Below are 17318 nucleotides of genomic sequence, written 5' to 3'. Positions count from 1 at the left end.
GCATTGATTGAAGTTATCACAGGGTTAACGCTTGCGGCCGCAGCTGGACTCAACGCCTATATTCCGCTGCTTGGCCTCGGCCTTCTCTCTCGCTTCACCGACCTGGTCGAACTGCCCGCGAGCTGGTTATGGCTTGAAAATGATTGGTCGCTCGGCATCATTGCTGTGCTACTCGTGATTGAGATCATCGTCGACAAGGTTCCCGCGCTCGATAGCGTCAACGACGTATTGCAGACAATCGTGCGCCCCGCCTCGGGCGGTATGGTTTTTGCTGCGGGATCCGCGAGCAACACGTTCGCCGTTGAGGACCCCGCTGCGCTCTTTACCTCGGCGCAAGTGTGGCCGTTTCTGCTCGGAATCGGGATTGCCCTGATCCCGCACGTTCTGAAGGCGGTGGCGCGCCCGGTTCTAAACATACTGACGGCCGGCGCCGGCGCAGCGGTCATGAGCTTTTTCGAGGATCTCGGTGCAGCAGTACTCACGGTGCTGGCTGTGATCGTGCCGGTTCTGGCCCTCGTGCTACTCATTCTGATCGTGGTGCTGCTCGTGCGCCGGCTTCGCCGCGCTCTTGCCGAGCGCAGGGCCCGCGCCATTAATCGAGTGTCGCCAAATGTATAGTTGAACGCTGCTGAACTAGACATTTGGCGACACTCGATTAGACCCGCAAACGGCAAAGGCCCGGCCCCACCGAAGTGGGACCGGGCCTTTGGACTAAGGGTTAGTTACCCTCGAGCTGTGCCTTCAGTGCGGCAAGCGCCTCGTCATCAGCGAGCGCGCCAGCCGAAGCCGAGTCGCTCGAGAAGCTCGAACCTGCAGCGGCGTCTTCGGACGCGGGAGCGGCAGCGATCTCAGCGGCAGAAGCAGCGACCTGCTTCTTGTGCGCTTCCCAGCGCTCCTGGGCAGCAGCATACTCCTGCTCCCACTTCTCGCGCTGTGACTCGAAGCCTTCCTTCCAGTCCTGTGTCTCGGGATCGAAGCCCTCGGGGTACTTGTACTCACCGTTCTCGTCGTACTCGGTGGTCATACCGTAGAGCGCCGGATCGAACTCGGCGCCCTCGGGATCAACACCCTCGTTCGCCTGCTTGAGACTGAGCGAGATGCGGCGACGCTCAAGATCGATGTCGATGATCTTGACAAAGACTTCCTGGCCTGCCGAAACGACCTGCTCAGCGAGCTCAACGTGCTGACCCGACAGCTCGGAGATGTGCACAAGGCCCTCGATGCCGTCTGCAACACGCACGAACGCGCCGAAGGGGACGAGCTTGGTGACAGCACCCGGGGCGATCTGGCCGATCGCGTGGGTACGCGCGAAGACCTGCCAAGGATCCTCCTGCGTAGCCTTCAGCGAGAGCGACACGCGCTCGCGATCGTGCTCGACAGAGAGAACCTCAACGGTGACTTCCTGGCCAACCTCGACAACGTCAGAGGCGTGCTCGATGTGCTTCCAGCTGAGCTCGGAGACGTGCACGAGGCCGTCAACGCCACCCAGGTCAACAAACGCACCGAAGTTGACGATCGACGAGATGACACCCTTGCGAACCTGGCCGGGCTTGAGCTCGGCGAGGAAGGAGGAGCGAGTTGCCGACTGCGTCTCTTCGAGAAGCGCACGACGCGACAGAACCACGTTGTTGCGGTTCTTGTCGAGCTCGAGGATCTTCGCTTCGATCTCCTGGCCCAGGTACGGGGTGAGATCGCGCACACGGCGCAGCTCAATAAGCGAAGCAGGGAGGAAGCCACGGAGCCCGATGTCAACGATGAGGCCGCCCTTGACAACCTCGATGACGGTGCCAGTAACCACACCCTCGGTTTCCTTGATCTTCTCCACATCGCCCCAGGCACGCTCGTACTGAGCACGCTTCTTGGACAGGATCAGGCGACCCTCTTTGTCCTCTTTCTGGAGAACGAGCGCCTCAACCGAGTCGCCAACCTCAACGACCTCGTCGGGGTTCACGTCATGCTTGATGGACAGCTCACGCGAGGGGATAACACCCTCGGTCTTGAAACCTACGTCAAGGAGAACCTCGTCGCGGTCGATCTTCACTACGGTGCCCTCGATGAGGTCTCCGTCATTGAAGGACTTAATGGTCAGTTCGACCGCTGCAAGGAAGTCGTCGGCCGAGCCGATGTCGTTTACTGCAACCTGCTTGCGTTCGGTCGTTGCGTTCGTCATGTAATTGGTCTCCAGAATGGACAGGGAATCAGGCGTGTGCGATCCGGAAATCCGGCCGAGCCAAAGCTCGCGAGTCACACACACGTGGACATAGTTGAGTCGCCACAAATGTGACACTCCATCCTATCTACCCGACACGCCCGAAATCAAGGCGACGGCGCACTCCAGCCACCAGCCCCAGCACGGCAGCGAGCAACAGCAATCCCACCAGCACAAGGAATTGAACATTTGCGCTGATCGTGACCGGGTCCCAGCGAGCGAGATCCAATGCGCCATCACGATCTGACTCGAGCACCCAGTCAACCGCCAGATCTACGGCGAACACCAAAACACCGCAGAGTGCCACAACTACCGCGGCCCGACCGAGTCCACTGAGCGGCAGGTAGCGAGTAGTGAGCGCAATCAGCCAAACAGGAACCAACCCGATCCCGGCCAGCGCGAGCACCGGCCACAGCCACAGATCCGTTCGCCCAATCGACACAAAAATGACGAGCAGCAGAGCCAGGAGACCGATCGTGTCGATCCCGAGGGCAAGCGCAGCGCGATGGTTGGCAAGCGGGGCCGGAAGCTCCCAAAGCCACAACCAGATGGGACCAAACACCACCAACATTCCAAAGAGGATCGCGGCGCAGGCGACAGCGAACCAGGGTCCGGACGCATAACTCACCCACACAACAAGCAGCAGCGATCCAAGACTCACTGTGGCACCCACAAGCGCGGTCCACCCCGGCCGAGGCACTGGCAACAGCGGCAAGGTCGTGAGCGAGAACGCTAGAACCACGGCGGGCAGCACTGGCCAAAACCAGGAGAGCGTGTGCTCGACAGACAGGTTCACGATAAAGCAGGTCAGGATCGCCGCAGCGTAACACCCCAGCGTGGTCCAGAGAACAGCTCCCCGCCACTGACGGTAGCTGCGGGCGTCTCTTCGCTCGGCGCGGCCGAGCCGATCCTCACTCGCGCTAATGAGTTCTTGCGCGGTGATTCCAAGCTCACCCGCTAGCTGCGCTACGAGTGTGATGTCTGGATATGAGAGTCCACGCTCCCACTTTGAGACGGCAGATTCTGTAACGTGCAGCCGCCCAGCAAGCTCACGCTGGGTGAGGCCGGTTGTGTGCCGCCGCTCGGTGACAAAACGACCGAAATCCTGTTTGGTGATGTCCATACTCAGCATTCAATCGTGCAAGGTCAACCGGCCCCAACTCAGCCGCGATTTTTGCGACTCGACCGTCTGGCCAGTCCCAGAATTATGCGGAAGTTGGCACCACTTCCGGGTCGATTTGCCTAGTGCGCAGCGGCGTTCCAATTCGGGCCGTGGCCGACCTGAACTTCAAGCGGTACGGATAGTTCGGCAGCACCGGCCATCTCCTCGCGCACAATTACCTCAAGCGCGTCCCACTCCCCCTCGGCAACCTCAAACATGAGCTCATCGTGAATCTGGAGCAGCATGCGCGACTTCATCGAGTCTTCACACATGCGGCGCTCGACCTCGATCATGGCGCGCTTAATGATGTCGGCAGCCGAACCCTGGATCGGCGCGTTCAGAGCGGCTCGCTCAGCGTTTTCACGCAGAATGCGGTTTGGGCTGGATAGATCCGGGAACGGCCTGCGGCGACCAAAAATGGTCTCAGTAAAGGTATCGCGCTTCGCCTGATCCACAACGGAGCGCAGGTAGTCACGAACCCCACCGAACCGCTCGAAGTAGTCCGTCATCAGCTGCTTGGCCTCGGCAGCGGAAATGCCGAGCTGCTTTGAGAGGCCAAAGGCAGAGAGGCCGTAGGCGAGACCGTACGACATGGCCTTCACCTTCGAGCGCATATCGTTCGTCACTTCTTCTGGCGGCACGCCGAAAATGCGTGAGCCGACAAAGCGGTGCAGATCCTCGCCCTGGTTGAAAGCCTCAATGAGTCCCTCGTCCCCGAGAGGTGCGCCATGATGCGCATCTCAATCTGTGAATAGTCGGCGGTCATGAGGGTTTCAAACTCGGGCGCGTGAATGATGCCCTCGCGAATGCGGCGGCCCTCTTCCGAGCGCACCGGGATGTTCTGCAGGTTCGGGTCGGTTGAGGCGAGGCGGCCAGTGCTCGACCCCGTCTGCACGAAGGTGGTGTGGATCCTGCCGTCTTCTTTCACAGCTTTGATAAGCGTTTCGACCATCTGCCGCAGCTTGTTGGCGTCGCGGTGCGCGAGCAGTGCATCGAGGAAGGGGTGCGGGTTCTTGACCTGCAGATCAGCGAGCGCTGCGGCATCGGTCGTGTAGCCACTCTTGGTCTTGCGGGTCTTTGGCATGTCGAGCTGCTCGAACAGCACTTCCTGCAGCTGCTTGGGCGACGAGAGGTTGACCTCGCGGTCGATGGCCGCAAACGCTTGTTTCTCGAGATGAGCGACGCGCTCGCGCAGCTCGGCGTCGTGCGCCTCGAGAAGCGGCAGGTCGATCTGCACACCGCGGTACTGTAGCGCTGCCAACACGGGCACGAGTGGCAGCTCGATGTCGCGGTAGATCTCTCCGGTACGCGACTGGAAGCGCTCGACCACGGCCGCGTGCGTGCGCACGGTGTACCACGCGAGCGCCGCCGCGTCAGAGACGGTGCCCTCGTCGGGCACAAGCTGGTTTGGATCCCCCTGCGGCACCTCTTCGCCCAGGTAGCGGAAGGCGGCGTCGGCAATATCTTTCTCCGCGTTCGAGGGGCGCAGCAGCCAGGAGGCGATCAGTAGATCACCGGCGACACCACCGACCTCTTTGCCGAGGCGCTTCGCGAGGCCAATCTGCTGCTTCGAATCCCAGAACATCTTGGGCGCATCTGATGCGAGCCACTCTTCGAACTGCGTGTAGTCGCGGCCACCCAACTGCCACTGAAACAGGACCGAAGCGGTTGGGGTCGCGATACCAACCTCGATCCCCGAGCCAACCTCGCGCAGCAGCACGGCGGGGGTATCTGATTTCGCGAGCCAATCACCCAGTTCTTCATCGATCAGGTTCTTGGCCTCAGGCTTTTCTGGGCCAGCGATACTGCGGCCGCCGCGCCACCCGTGGGCACCTCGGCACCTGCGAGCTTCGCGACGCGCTGCAATAACGTGCGGAACTCGAGCTGCGCGAACACCTGCTGCACTGCCGCCATGTCCATCTCGCCGCGCTTCAGATCGTCGAGCTCAACATCGAGCTCAACGTCGCGCACGAGGCGGTTCAGGCGACGATTGCGCACGGCGAGGTGCGCGTTCTCACGCAGGCTCTCGCCAACCTTGCCACCGATCTCGTCTTGGCGACGCAGAATCTCTTCGAGCGAACCGAACTGGTTAATCCACTTCACCGCGGTTTTCTCGCCGACTTTCGGCACGCCGGGCAGGTTGTCGCTTGTCTCCCCCACGAGAGCTGCGATCTCGGGATACTGCTCGGGGCGGATCCCGTAGCGCTCCATCACCTTTTCGGCGTCGTAGCGGGTGAGCTCGCTCACACCCTGCTTCGAGGGGTAGAGCAGCGTGACGTTGTCGTCGACCAACTGAATCGTGTCGCGATCCCCACTCACCACCAGCACCCGGTAGCCAGCCTGGCTGCCACGGGTCGAGAGTGTCGCAAGAATATCGTCTGCCTCAAAGTTCTCTTTTTCGATGGTGCGGATCCCCATCGCGTGCAGTGCCTCCTGCAGCAGTGGGATCTGGCCTTTAAACTCGGGTGGAGTCTCACCGCGGGTGCCCTTATATTCCGGGTACTCCTCGGTGCGGAACGAGTGCCGCGAAATGTCGAACGCCACCGCGAGCGAGTCGGGCGTTTCGTTGCTGAGCAGGTTGATCAGCATCGCGATAAAACCGTGAATCGCGTTGGTATGCTGCCCAGTTTGCGTCTGGAAATTGTCAACGGGCAGCGCGTAAAAGGCCCGGAAGGCCAACGAGTGTCCATCAATGATCATGAGGGTAGGCTGAGGCGTATTCGACACGCACACAAGCCTACAAGCCTGGGCTGCTCGCGACCACAGTTGCCCCGCAGAGAAAGATGCTGAAATGACCGAATCCTCCTCCGTCAACATTGATGCACTCGCCTACGTTCGAGAGCGCGGCCTCGGCGCTTTGGCCGAAAAAATGGGCATCGAAATGCTTGAGTTCACGGCTGAGCGTGCTGTAGCAACGATGCCGGTTGAGGGAAACACACAGCCCATCATGCTGCTCCACGGCGGCGCGTATGTTGTGCTCGGCGAGTCGCTCGGTTCAATGCACGCAAACCTAATGGCACCCGAGGGATATGTTGCGGTCGGAGTTGATATCAACGCGACCCACACGGGGTCAGCAACCTCAGGGCTTGTCACGGGCGTCTGCACGCCGATACACAGTGGCCGCTCGGTCGCGGTCCACGAGATCGTTGTGAGCGATGAGAACGGGCGGCGTTGTTCAACCGTAAGGATCACGAACCACTACAAGAAGCTCAAACGCTAATTTCGTGCTCTGAAAATACAGATGCCCCGAAAACCTTGGTGGCTTTCGGGCATCTCTGTGTAACAACTAGTCTTTTTTGGCACCAAGCTGATCAATGATGGTCTTTGCCACGTCCTGCATGGTGAGGCGGCGGTCCATCGATGCCTTCTGAATCCAGCGGAACGCCTCAGGCTCACTGAGACCCATCTTGTCGTTCAAGATGCCCTTGGCGCGGTCAACCAGCTTTCGGGTTTCGAAACGCTCGGCGAGGTCAGAGACTTCACTCTCAAGGGCGACAATCTGCTGGAAACGCGAGAGAGCGATCTCGATCGCGGGGATCAGATCAGCAGGAGTGAACGGCTTCACCACGTAGGCAAGCGCACCCGCCTCGCTGGCGCGCTCAACAAGCTCACGCTGGCTGAAAGCGGTGAGCAACACCACGGGGGCCATGTGGGTCTTGTTGATCTGCTCGGCTGCAGAGATACCGTCAAGCACAGGCATCTTCACGTCCATCACAACGACGTCGGGGCGCAGCTCTTCAACCAGCTTCACAGCGGTTTCGCCGTCACCAGCCTCGCCAACTACATCGAATCCGTTATCGCGAAGGGTCTCAACGATGTCAAGGCGGATCAGGGACTCGTCCTCCGCAACGACAACGCGACGCGGGGTGCTCGGGGCAGTGCTTTGGTCATTCACGCCGTTTAGCTTACCGGCTCAGGCTGGTGAGAGTCTGCAACATTCCCGGCACTTATCAATAACGTAGATTCTTCGGACCAAAACCTACGCTAAGGTAGATCTGGTGTTCCGCTTGAAACGGAATGGCACACAACAAAATAGCAAGCCGGATTGGCGGAATTGGCAGACGCGGCGCACTCAAAATGCGTTGTCGAAAGACGTGAGGGTTCGAGTCCCTCATCCGGCACAAGATATTGGCATAGGTTCTGTCACCTTCTCCTGGCAGTGCCTTCAAGGCACTAGAGCTAAAGCGCGAACCGTTCTAGCATGGGAGCACGCAAGCCAAGGAGGGTCAATGATGTCTCAGCCAACGCACGACGCCCACGCTCCACACGGTGAGAGCGAGACCGAAGCCGCAAACGGGCTCGGTACCGTTCATCACTCACCGCGAGGCGAAACACTCAGGCACCCGATTCTTGACGGGTCCACAGAACACTACGACGAAGACGTGGATCCTCGATTCGGCATGGACAACCCCGAGTTGATCCGCCACACTTCAACAGGTGAAGAGACACCAACACCCAACGAAGAAGCGTAGAAGGCGCTAGTTCTCGGCCCCAAACCCACCTGAGAGTCGCGTGTGAAGTGAGGTTGCAGCCTCGTCCATGCCCAACAGTTCGACGCGTTTGCCGCGATGAGTGTACTTCGTGGTGATCGCGTCGAGAGCGGCGATCGTCGACGCATCCCAGACATGCGCCTGCGACATGTCGATCACAACACGCTCGGGGTCCTCGCCATAAGAGAAAAGTGTCGTGAGGTCGTTGCTCGATGCAAAGAATAGTTCCCCAGTCACAAAATAGTGCGCGGTCTCTACGCCAAATGCCGAACTCACCGTGCGCTCCACCGATACGAAGTGCGCGACACGACGTACAAACAGCACAGAGGCCACCACCACTCCAACGATCACACCGATAGCGAGATTGTGGGTCAGCACAACGACGAGCACCGTTGTTACCATCACAAAAGTTTCGCTCTTCGGCATGCGGCGGAGCGTGCTCGGTGCAATGCTGTGCCAGTCGAAAGCCGCGACCGACACCATGATCATCACGGCAACAAGGGCCGCCATCGGGATCACACTCACCACATCGCCGAGCACCACGACCAGCACGAGCAAAAACACACCCGCCAGAAACGTTGAGACCCGGCTGCGCGCCCCTGACACCTTCACGTTCATCATGGTCTGCCCAATAACGGCGCAGCCGCCCATGCCGCCGAAAAACCCCGACAGCACGTTCGAGACACCCTGAGCCCACGACTCGCGCGTTTTGTTCGAGTGGGTATCTGTAATCTCGTCGACCAGCTTCGCTGTCAGCAACGACTCCAGCAGCCCCACGATCGCGACCGCAAACGCGAACGGCGCAATGACCGTGAGGGTCTCCCAGTTCAGCGGCAGCTGCGGCATGAACAGCTCCGGCAAACTGTGCGGCAACTCACCCTGGTCACCGACGGTCGGCACGTTCAGCGAAAACACCACTGCCGTCGCAGTAATCACGATGACAGATATGAGCGGAGCCGGGATCGCCCTCGTGATCCTCGGCATAAAGATGATCACGAGAATCCCTGCACCCACCAACGGATACACGAGCCAGGGCACTCCGATAAGGTGCGGCAACTGGGCGATAAACACCAGGATCGCAAGCGAGTTCACAAACCCGACCATCACACTTCGCGGAATGAACCGCATGAGTTTCGCGACCCCCAACAGCGCAAACAGGATCTGAAACACCCCGGCGAGAATGATCGTTGCAATCAGGTAGTCGAGCCCATAGGTCGGCACAATTGGCGCAACAACGAGGGCAACCGCACCCGTCGCCGCCGTAATCATCGCGGGTCGACCACCCAAAAAGGCAATCGAGACCGCCATGATGAACGACGAGAATAACCCGACCTTCGGATCAACCCCCGCGATAACGGAAAAAGCAATTGCCTCGGGGATCAGGGCAAGGCCAACGACCAGACCCGCGAGAGCCTCCCGCGTTAGCAGACGAGGCGAACGCAGCACCCCGAGAACGGAGGGATCCGAGCGATAGCTGGTCGCCTGCGGGCTAGACAAACACCTTGCCTCGGCCAACAACGTGCTTACGCGGCCCAGCTTCAGGCAGTTGGCCAGTCGCCTCGCCAACACGGTGAATGCGTAAGGTGTTGGTCGTACCAACGACCCCGGGAGGGGAACCGGCAATAATCACAACTTTATCGCCGACCTCAAGTCGGTCGTGATCAAGCATCACCTGATCAACCTGAACGTACATCTCGTCGGTGCTGCCGACACGATCCACCAGGTAGCTGCGCGCCCCCCAGGTGAGCTCCATACGGCGACGGGTCTCGGGATCCGGTGTGAACACCACAATCGGCTTGGGCTTACGAAGCCGCGACATACGGCGCACAGTATCGCCGGACTCCGTGAACACGCAGATGTACTTAGCACCAATAAACTCTGCAACCTCGGCCGCAGCAAGGGTCAGGATCCCTCCCTGCGTTCGGGGCGGCGTGCCAAGGGGCTCGATGCGGTCGAGCGCGTGATCCTCGGTCGCTTCGATGATCCGGGCCATTGTGGCAACGGCCTCAACCGGGTAAGCACCAACGCTGGTTTCGCCCGACAGCATGACCGCGTCGGCACCGTCAAGAATTGCGTTTGCGCAATCGGAGGCCTCGGCACGTGTGGGACGGGGGTTCTCGATCATCGATTCGAGCACCTGGGTCGCAACGATCACCGGCTTTGCGTTCTGACGGGCAAGCTTGATCGCCTCGTTCTGCACGAGCGGAACCTGCTCGAGCGGCAACTCTACGCCGAGATCACCACGGGCGACCATGATGCCGTCGAAGGCATCAACGATCTCTTCGAGGTGCTGAACCGCTTGCGGCTTCTCGATTTTGGCAATGACAGGAAGGCGCACACCCTCTTCATCCATGATCTCGTGCACGCGCACAATATCGGCCGCGTCACGCACAAACGAGAGCGCGATGTAGTCAGCACCAAGTTTGATCGCCCAACGCAAGTCTTCTTCGTCTTTCTCCGACAGCGCGGGCACGTTCACCGCAACACCGGGCAGGTTTATGCCTTTGTTGTTCGACACCGCCCCCGGAATCTCGACGACCGTGTAGACCGTGTCCTCAGTCACACGAAGGGCGCGCAGCCCAACCTTACCGTCATCAACGAGCAGCGGATCCCCCACGTTCACGTCACCGGGCAAGCCCTTGTGGGTGGTGCCGCAAATCTCACGGCCTCCAACGATGTCGCGTGTAGTGATCGCAAACTCGTCACCAACCTCAAGCTCGTACGGACCACCCTCGAACTTGCCGAGGCGAATCTTGGGGCCTTGCAGGTCGGCCAGCACCGCGATGGGGCGGCCAACCTCGGCCTCGGCGCGCCGAATATTGCGATAGATGCCCTCGTGCACGTTGTAGGTACCGTGGGACATATTCAGCCGTGCCACGTTCACACCGGCCCGAATCAGGTCGAGTGTGTGGTCGTAGCTAGAGACCGCGGGCCCCCAGGTTGCAACGATCTTTGCGTGGCGCATGTAACTTCCCTGCTGCTTAGGAGTTGGTTGGGCTGGCTAGTGCGGTATCCGCGGCAGCCTCTTCTTCTGAGGCATGTTCAAGATCTTCATCGTTCGATGCATCCGTTGGCCTCTCTCCACGGTCAATCACGTGGTAGTACTCGTCAGGATTCGAGGTGTACTTCAGTACGGCATCGGCGGGATTCTGTCGGCCCGGCAGGTAGGGAGAAGGCTCCAAGCCTGGGTGACGGCGGTGCTGCACGATGAGAATCACGATGCCAAGCACCGCCGCAAGCGCCGCAGCGAGTACGTTGGTTCGCTGTCCGAGGAACAGCAAGCTGGGGTCCACTCGCAGCGACTCGGTGAAGGTTCGTCCGATGCCGTACCAGATAAGGTACATGGCAAAGAACTTGCCCCAGCGCGGACGCCACTTTCGCTCAATCGCCAGCAGCACGATGATGCCCAGAATGTTCCACACGGCCTCGTAGAGGAACGTGGGGTGGAAGAGTGTTCCCTCAGGAAGCCCGATCGGGAACGCGGGGTTGCTCGACTCTATCTCGAGACCCCATGGAAGTGTGGTTGGGCCACCGAAGAGCTCGTGGTTGAACCAGTTGCCCAAGCGGCCAATAGCCTGCGCAAGCAACAGACCGGGAACAAGCGCGTCAGCGAAGGACAGGAACCGAATACCGGTGAGTCGTGATGCGATGAGCACACCGATCGCGCCGCCGAGCAGCGCACCAAAGATCGCGATGCCGCCCTTCCAGAACGCAAAGACGTCGAGCGGATTCTTGTCTGGGCCGAAGAAATCACCCCAGTGGGTTACCACGTGGTAGAGACGCGCGCCAACAATTCCCATGACGAGCGACCAAACGATGAAGTCGAACACTGCACCGCGTTCACCACCACGCTGCCCAAGACGGCGAGCCGTCCAAATGCCAGCGAAGATGATGCCGACGATAATGCACAGTGCATAGAAGTGGACGACCGGCGAGAACGTAAAACCGAATATTTGGTACGTGCCGAAGTCGATGTACTGCACATCCGGGCTCGGAATACTGAACGGGAGAATCATTCACTTCTCTTTCGCTGGCGACTATCGCCGCTGAATCCTGCTTGCTGGTTCCGCCACGTCATTCAGACGGACGGATCAATCCTAGCGTGCGCTATCGCACTGTTCCTGCAGCAATTTCTCGGACGGTGGCGGCGAGACCTTCAACACCAACGTCACGCAGTGCACGAACGAACACCGTGCCAACAATCGCGCCATCGGCATACTCAAGTGCTGCCGCAACCTGATCTGCTGTGGAGATGCCAATCCCCACACACGCAAGCTCGGCACCGTGCTCACGTAGGCGCTCAGTGAGGCGACGCGCAGCAGCGTCAAGCTGTGCTCGCTCCCCCGTGATGCCCATCGTCGAGACCGTGTAGATGAATCCTGTAGCACTTCGGGCGATCATTTCGAGACGATCATCTGCTGAGGTGGGAGCCGCTAGGAACACGCGGTCAAGGCCGTGGGCTTCGCTGACAACGATCCAGTCATCTGCGGAATCAGGTGTGATGTCTGGGGTAATGAGCCCAGCACCACCCGCCGCGGCAAGATCTTGAGCAAAACGATCGACCCCGTACTGCATGACCGGATTCCAATAGGTCATGATCAGCACGGGTGTGTCGACGGCTTCGCGCACGCGCCGTACGGCTTCAAACGCTTGCGAGACGTGAAATCCCTCGTTGAGCGCAGTGAGAGTTGCTTCCTGGATCACAACACCGTCCATGACGGGGTCAGAGTAAGGGATGCCGAGCTCGATTACGTCGACGCCGTTACGGGCCATCGCAATAGCCGCTTCAACACTTGTGTCGAGATCAGGGAAACCGATGGGCAGGTAACCGATCAGCGCACCTCGGCGACTTTCGTTCGCCTCTCGAATAACCCGGGAAACCTGGGACTCACGCGCACTCATCCCATAACCTCCGTCTGATCGCCATCAAGCAGGCCGAAGTACCGACCTGCCATCACCATGTCTTTGTCACCACGACCAGAAAGGTTCACGAGAATCACAGCGTCTGGACCGAGATTCTTGCCGATGCGGATTGCACCCGCGAGAGCGTGCGCCGATTCGATCGCCGGAATGATGCCTTCGGTGCGGCTGAGGAGTCGCAGCGCCTGCATTGCCTCGTCATCGGTCACCGACTCGTAAGTCGCGCGACCGAGGTCTTTCAGCCAAGCATGCTCGGGTCCAACACCCGGGTAATCGAGGCCAGCAGAAATCGAGTACGACTCCCTGGTCTGCCCGTCCTCGTCCTGCAGCAGGTAAGTCTTGGTACCGTGAAAGACTCCGGGACGCCCCTCGCTAAGAGTGGCACCGTGCTCACCGGATTCGATGCCGTGGCCGCCAGGCTCGAAGCCATAAAGAGCCACATCGGCGTCATCGAGAAACGCGTGGAAAATACCAATTGCGTTCGATCCGCCGCCTACACAGGCAGCTACCGCATCGGGGAGCTTTCCCGTAAGTTCAAGGACTTGCTCGCGGGCTTCCTCACCAATAAAGCGGTGAAAGTCGCGCACCATCTCGGGAAACGGGTGCGGCCCACCGACCGTGCCGAGCAAATAGTGAGTGTTCTCAACGTTTGCTACCCAGTCGCGAAACGCCTCATTAATTGCGTCCTTCAGCGTGCGAGAACCGGTTTTTACCGGAATGACCTCGGCTCCGAGAAGCCGCATGCGCGCGACGTTGAGTGCCTGCCGTTCGGTATCAACCTCACCCATGTAAATTGTGCACTCCATGCCGAAAAGCGCGGCGGCTGTCGCAGTGGCCACGCCGTGCTGGCCCGCACCCGTCTCGGCGATGAGGCGGGTCTTGCCGAGCCGCTTCACGAGCAGGGCTTGACCCAAGACATTATTGATCTTATGGGAACCGGTGTGGTTCAGGTCTTCGCGCTTCAAGATAATGCGCGCACCACCCGCGTGCTCCGCAAATCGAGGCACCTCGGTAAGAATGGACGGGCGGCCCGTGTAGCTGCGGTGCAGCTCAGCGAGCTCGGCAGCAAATTCAGGATCTTGTTTGGAAGCCTCGTAAGCGCGCTGCACCTCGTCGAGTGCCGCGATCAACGATTCGGGCATGAACCTGCCACCAAATTCGCCAAAGAAGGGGCCTGTCTGAGTTCTCAGGCCTTGGCCTGGTGCTCGCGACGCCACTACATCGGATTGCTGGTTTGTCATTTCTGCCTGTCAGGTTAAACGCTCAAATATGAAGAGAGTGTTGCAATGGGATCATTCGTGACGAGCGCTTCGCCAACCAGCACAACGTCAGCGCCGGCCTCGCGATAGTGCACCACATCGGTAACATCGAGCACCGCAGACTCTGCCACACGAATAACGCCCGCGGGATCTGGTCAGCGACACGACCGAACAGATCACGATCAAGCTCAAATGTGGAGAGATCCCTCGCATTCACGCCGATCAACTGAGCACCAAGATCAACGGCACGCGCGACCTCGTCAGCAGAGTGGGTTTCGACGAGCGGGGTCATTCCCAGTTCTCGGGTGAAAGCATAGAGGCGTTCCAAGGTCGCTTGCGGAAGTGCCGCAACAATGAGCAGCGCAAGATCGGCGCCGGCGGCACGTGCCTCAAGCAACTGGTACTCATCGCCAATAAAGTCCTTGCGCAGCACCGGAATGCTCACAGCCTTGCGCACGTCTTCGAGATCGGCGAGTGATCCCTTAAACTTTCGCTCCTCGGTCAATACGCTGACTACGCTTGCCCCACCAGCTTCGTACTGGGCGGCAAGGGCGCGAGGTTCGGCGATCTCTGCCAGGTCGCCACGGGAAGGACTAGCCCGCTTCACCTCGGCGATGACCTTAATGTGTTCCGCCGGAGAGAGCGCTTCGAGCACGTCTAGCGCAACAGGACGCGCCAGCGCCTCGGCCTCAACCTCCGAGAACGGACGCTGTTGCCTCCTAGTGGCTGCGTCTTCGAGCGAGCCGGCGAGGAGTTGCTGCAGCAACTTACTCGTGTGTCTTGGGCGAATACTTTGGCCCGTTGACACCGTACCCGGCCTTCGAGAGCACAAAACCGAGCAGTGCACCCAGAACCACAACACCAACACAGGCGTAAACGCCGACTGGGATGTGCAGGAAGAAGAAGACTGCACCAGCTGCGACGCCAAGAAGCATCACGATAACTGCTGTCCATGCGGCGGGTGAATCGCCGTGGCCGGGGTCTCCGTGCTGGGTACTCATGAATCTCCTCTAGATGCGAAGTGAACGACTCAAGCCTACCGGATATTCTCAGCTTCTTGAGCCGCTGGCGGCTGCGCGCTGAGTTTGGCGACCGCTCACCGCAGTTACTGCGGTTGTGTTGGATCGTCGCCGTCGCTGAGCGCATCCCAGTCGGAGATGCGGTCGGGGCCGTCAGCTTTGCACTCTTGGCGCTTGCGCTCGGCGTCATACTTACGTCCCGCCGATCCCCAGCGTCCACCCCAAACAACAACGGTGATCCCGAGCAACGCTGCCACGACCCCGAGCACGAGGGTGACGTAGCTCCAGGGTGACACCTCTGACCAGACGATGGCCGCTTCCGATGTGGTCCCCGTAATACCGGTGAGCTCCGTTACTTTGCCAGAGATGGCGCTAAGGGGGAAACAAGTGCACTCCATGTAAGGGCAGCCGATCCAGCACCCAGCGACGCTACCAGCACACCGAGCACCCTCCGAAACACCGGACCGGCGATCGTGAGCGCAAGGGCTGCGGCAACAAGAGCGAGGGCAAGTGGTGTGAGTGCCGGGTTAATATCTTGCCCCGGCACTGTCTCGACTTTGTGGACGCCCTCAAGCATAAATGACACCCAGGCCTGCGAACCCGCCAGCAACGAAGCAGCGCCCGCGGCGGCGATCCCGAGCAGAACCAGTGGTTTAGCGCGCATTGCTTCCCTCCACACTCGTCTGTAGTCCGGTGATCAATGGGCGCAATGTGTTTGCCACGGCGACCGCTCTCAGAGGTGCGGCTGCTTTACTGAGGCACTCCGCATCCTCGGTCTCAGGGACGGAATCCGCAACAATTCCGGCACCCGCCTGCACAACCGCGATGCCGTCACGAATCGTTGCTGTGCGGATCGCAATCGCCAGATCAGCGGCACCGCCGAGGCCAAAATAGCCAACGACTCCACCGTAGACACCACGAGGGACGGGCTCGAGTTCGTTGATAATCTGCAAAGCACGCGGTTTTGGGGCTCCAGAGAGTGTGCCAGCGGGGAACGTGGCGCGGAATACGTCAACGGGGTTATTCCCCTCGCTCACCTGCCCCTCAACAGTAGACACGATGTGCATGATGTGGCTAAAACGTTCGATTCGCATGAACTCGGTGACCTCCACCGAGTCGGGCTGGCAAACCCGCAACAGGTCGTTGCGCGCAAGATCCACGAGCATAAGGTGCTCGGCCCGCTCCTTCTCATCTGCGAGCAGTTCACGCTCGTGCTGCTGATCCTCTTCAATCGTCGCCCCACGCGGGCGCGAACCAGCAATCGGGTGCGTGATCGCGTGTCCATTCTCTTGGACTGTCACGAGCGCCTCGGGGCTCGACCCCACAACTGCAAACGGGCGGCCCTCGTTGTCTTCGAGCTGCAATAGGTAGAGGTAAGGACTCGGGTTTAGGTGGCGCAACACCCGGTAGACGTCGAGCGGATCAGCCAAGCACTCCTGCTCGAAACGCTGGGAGGGTACAACCTGAAAAATGTCGCCGTCAACAATGTGGCGCTTCGCTGTATTGACAGTCTCCATGAACTCAGCACTCGTCGTGCGGCGAGTTGGATACGGCATCGCATCCGGGTCAAGCGCCCCCAGCGGCGATGACGCCGGAGCAGCAAGGGTGGCCTGCAATGAGTCGAGCCGGGCCTGTGCGTATGCCCACTGATCGTTACCTGAGACGGTCTCATCGTCGTTGAGCACATTCACCAACAGCACCACGGAACCCTCGCGATGGTCAATCACCACAAGTTCGGACACAAAGCTCAGGCCCTGGGTAGGCAGGCCCGGCCCTGAGCCAGCTGCCACAGCACCACCCTCGATGCGCTCAAACTGCTGCACCGTGTCCCAGCCCACATAACCGACAAAACCACTCGCGAGCGGAGGCAATCCCTCAACTTGGGGTGACCTCCAACGCTCATACACGGCGCGCAGCGCTTCCACTGGCGCGAGTTCGCTCACGCCGCCCAGCAGCAGTCTCTCTTCAGACAGGCTTTGATCATCAGGGTTCGCCACCCAGTGAGCGCGGCCGTCTCGCTCGCCGAGCACCCCGAAGCTGCCTGTTCCAACAAAGCTGAAGCGAGTCCACACCCCACCCTGTTCCGCCGATTCAAGCAAAAACGTTCCGGCGCGACCACCGGCCACCTTGCGATAAATACTGACGGGCGTGTCAGCGTCCGCGAAAATCTCGCGGCACACAGGAAGAACGGCATGGGATGCACGCGCAGCGTCAAAGGCGGCTCGCGTTGTCGTCAGAGTCACCGTCACAGCCTATCGC

General features: G+C 59.9%; 13 protein-coding genes, 1 tRNA gene and 3 pseudogenes. 4 read left to right on the top strand and 13 right to left on the bottom strand.

What is annotated here, in order from left to right; genetic code table 11:
* The first annotated feature begins 3 nt into the window (after positions 1-3).
* The gene (locus G7066_RS06360; RefSeq protein ID WP_166329883.1) at positions 4-618 is read left to right on the top strand and encodes a DUF4126 domain-containing protein; all 615 of its coding nucleotides are present in this window, start codon (positions 4-6) and stop codon (positions 616-618) included.
* A 100-nt stretch (positions 619-718) separates the two neighbouring features.
* On the opposite strand, the gene rpsA is transcribed toward G7066_RS06360, so the two are convergent.
* The 3 genes and pseudogenes from rpsA to polA all read right to left on the bottom strand — a co-directional run bounded on the left by rpsA (position 719) and on the right by polA (position 6071).
* On the bottom strand, positions 719-2170 hold the full coding sequence (gene rpsA / locus G7066_RS06355; protein ID WP_166329881.1) for a 30S ribosomal protein S1: 1452 nt from the start codon (positions 2168-2170) through the stop codon (positions 719-721).
* A 127-nt stretch (positions 2171-2297) separates the two neighbouring features.
* A complete protein-coding gene (locus G7066_RS06350) occupies positions 2298-3332 on the bottom strand; it encodes a helix-turn-helix domain-containing protein (protein WP_166329879.1) in 1035 nt (344 codons plus the stop codon).
* A gap of 119 nt (positions 3333-3451) precedes the next feature.
* Positions 3452-6071, bottom strand: a pseudogene (gene polA / locus G7066_RS06345) (DNA polymerase I).
* 91 nt (positions 6072-6162) lie between these two features.
* On the opposite strand from polA, the gene G7066_RS06340 reads away from it, so the two are divergent.
* Positions 6163-6591 (top strand): hotdog fold thioesterase, encoded by a 429-nt coding sequence (locus tag G7066_RS06340; protein WP_166329877.1) that lies wholly within the window; start codon positions 6163-6165, stop codon positions 6589-6591.
* A 66-nt stretch (positions 6592-6657) separates the two neighbouring features.
* Here G7066_RS06340 and G7066_RS06335 read toward each other — a convergent pair whose 3' ends face one another.
* A complete protein-coding gene (locus G7066_RS06335) occupies positions 6658-7266 on the bottom strand; it encodes an ANTAR domain-containing response regulator (protein ID WP_166292830.1) in 609 nt (202 codons plus the stop codon).
* Between the two features lie 144 nt (positions 7267-7410).
* Here G7066_RS06335 and G7066_RS06330 point away from each other — a divergent pair.
* Positions 7411-7492 (top strand) — tRNA-Leu (locus G7066_RS06330).
* 108 nt (positions 7493-7600) lie between these two features.
* The gene (locus G7066_RS06325; RefSeq protein ID WP_166329875.1) at positions 7601-7843 is read left to right on the top strand and encodes a hypothetical protein; all 243 of its coding nucleotides are present in this window, start codon (positions 7601-7603) and stop codon (positions 7841-7843) included.
* A gap of 6 nt (positions 7844-7849) precedes the next feature.
* On the opposite strand, the gene G7066_RS06320 is transcribed toward G7066_RS06325, so the two are convergent.
* From G7066_RS06320 to G7066_RS06280, 9 genes and pseudogenes are all read right to left on the bottom strand, one after another.
* Positions 7850-9358, bottom strand: coding sequence for a SulP family inorganic anion transporter (locus G7066_RS06320; protein ID WP_166329873.1), 1509 nt, complete (start codon positions 9356-9358; stop codon positions 7850-7852).
* Positions 9351-10826: a pyruvate kinase gene (gene pyk / locus G7066_RS06315; protein WP_166329871.1), complete on the bottom strand. Its 1476-nt coding sequence runs from the start codon at positions 10824-10826 to the stop codon at positions 9351-9353. Before pyk ends, G7066_RS06320 begins: the two co-directional genes overlap by 8 nt.
* Before the next feature lie 16 nt (positions 10827-10842).
* A complete protein-coding gene (gene lgt, locus G7066_RS06310) occupies positions 10843-11877 on the bottom strand; it encodes a prolipoprotein diacylglyceryl transferase (RefSeq protein ID WP_166329869.1) in 1035 nt (344 codons plus the stop codon).
* A gap of 91 nt (positions 11878-11968) precedes the next feature.
* Positions 11969-12763, bottom strand: coding sequence for a tryptophan synthase subunit alpha (trpA, locus tag G7066_RS06305; protein WP_166329867.1), 795 nt, complete (start codon positions 12761-12763; stop codon positions 11969-11971).
* The gene (gene trpB, locus G7066_RS06300) at positions 12760-14022 is read right to left on the bottom strand and encodes a tryptophan synthase subunit beta (RefSeq protein ID WP_166329865.1); all 1263 of its coding nucleotides are present in this window, start codon (positions 14020-14022) and stop codon (positions 12760-12762) included. The genes trpA and trpB overlap by 4 nt, the downstream gene beginning before the upstream one ends.
* 14 nt (positions 14023-14036) lie before the next feature.
* Positions 14037-14806, bottom strand: a pseudogene (gene trpC / locus G7066_RS06295) (indole-3-glycerol phosphate synthase TrpC).
* 1 nt (position 14807) lies between these two features.
* Positions 14808-15041 carry a DUF6704 family protein gene (locus G7066_RS06290; RefSeq protein ID WP_166292822.1) on the bottom strand — a complete coding sequence of 78 codons (234 nt, stop codon included), beginning with the start codon at positions 15039-15041 and terminating at the stop codon, positions 14808-14810.
* A gap of 104 nt (positions 15042-15145) precedes the next feature.
* A pseudogene (locus tag G7066_RS06285) lies at positions 15146-15723 on the bottom strand (Trp biosynthesis-associated membrane protein).
* Positions 15713-17302, bottom strand: coding sequence for an anthranilate synthase component I (locus G7066_RS06280; protein WP_166329863.1), 1590 nt, complete (start codon positions 17300-17302; stop codon positions 15713-15715). Before G7066_RS06280 ends, G7066_RS06285 begins: the two are co-directional and overlap by 11 nt.
* Between the last annotated feature and the right edge of the window lie 16 nt (positions 17303-17318).

This window comes from Leucobacter coleopterorum (genome assembly GCF_011382985.1).
In the GTDB taxonomy this organism is placed as follows: Bacteria; Actinomycetota; Actinomycetes; order Actinomycetales; family Microbacteriaceae; genus Leucobacter; species Leucobacter coleopterorum.
The sequence above is the reverse complement of the archived record's forward strand: the minus strand, read 5'-3'. Positions and strand labels throughout refer to the sequence as shown.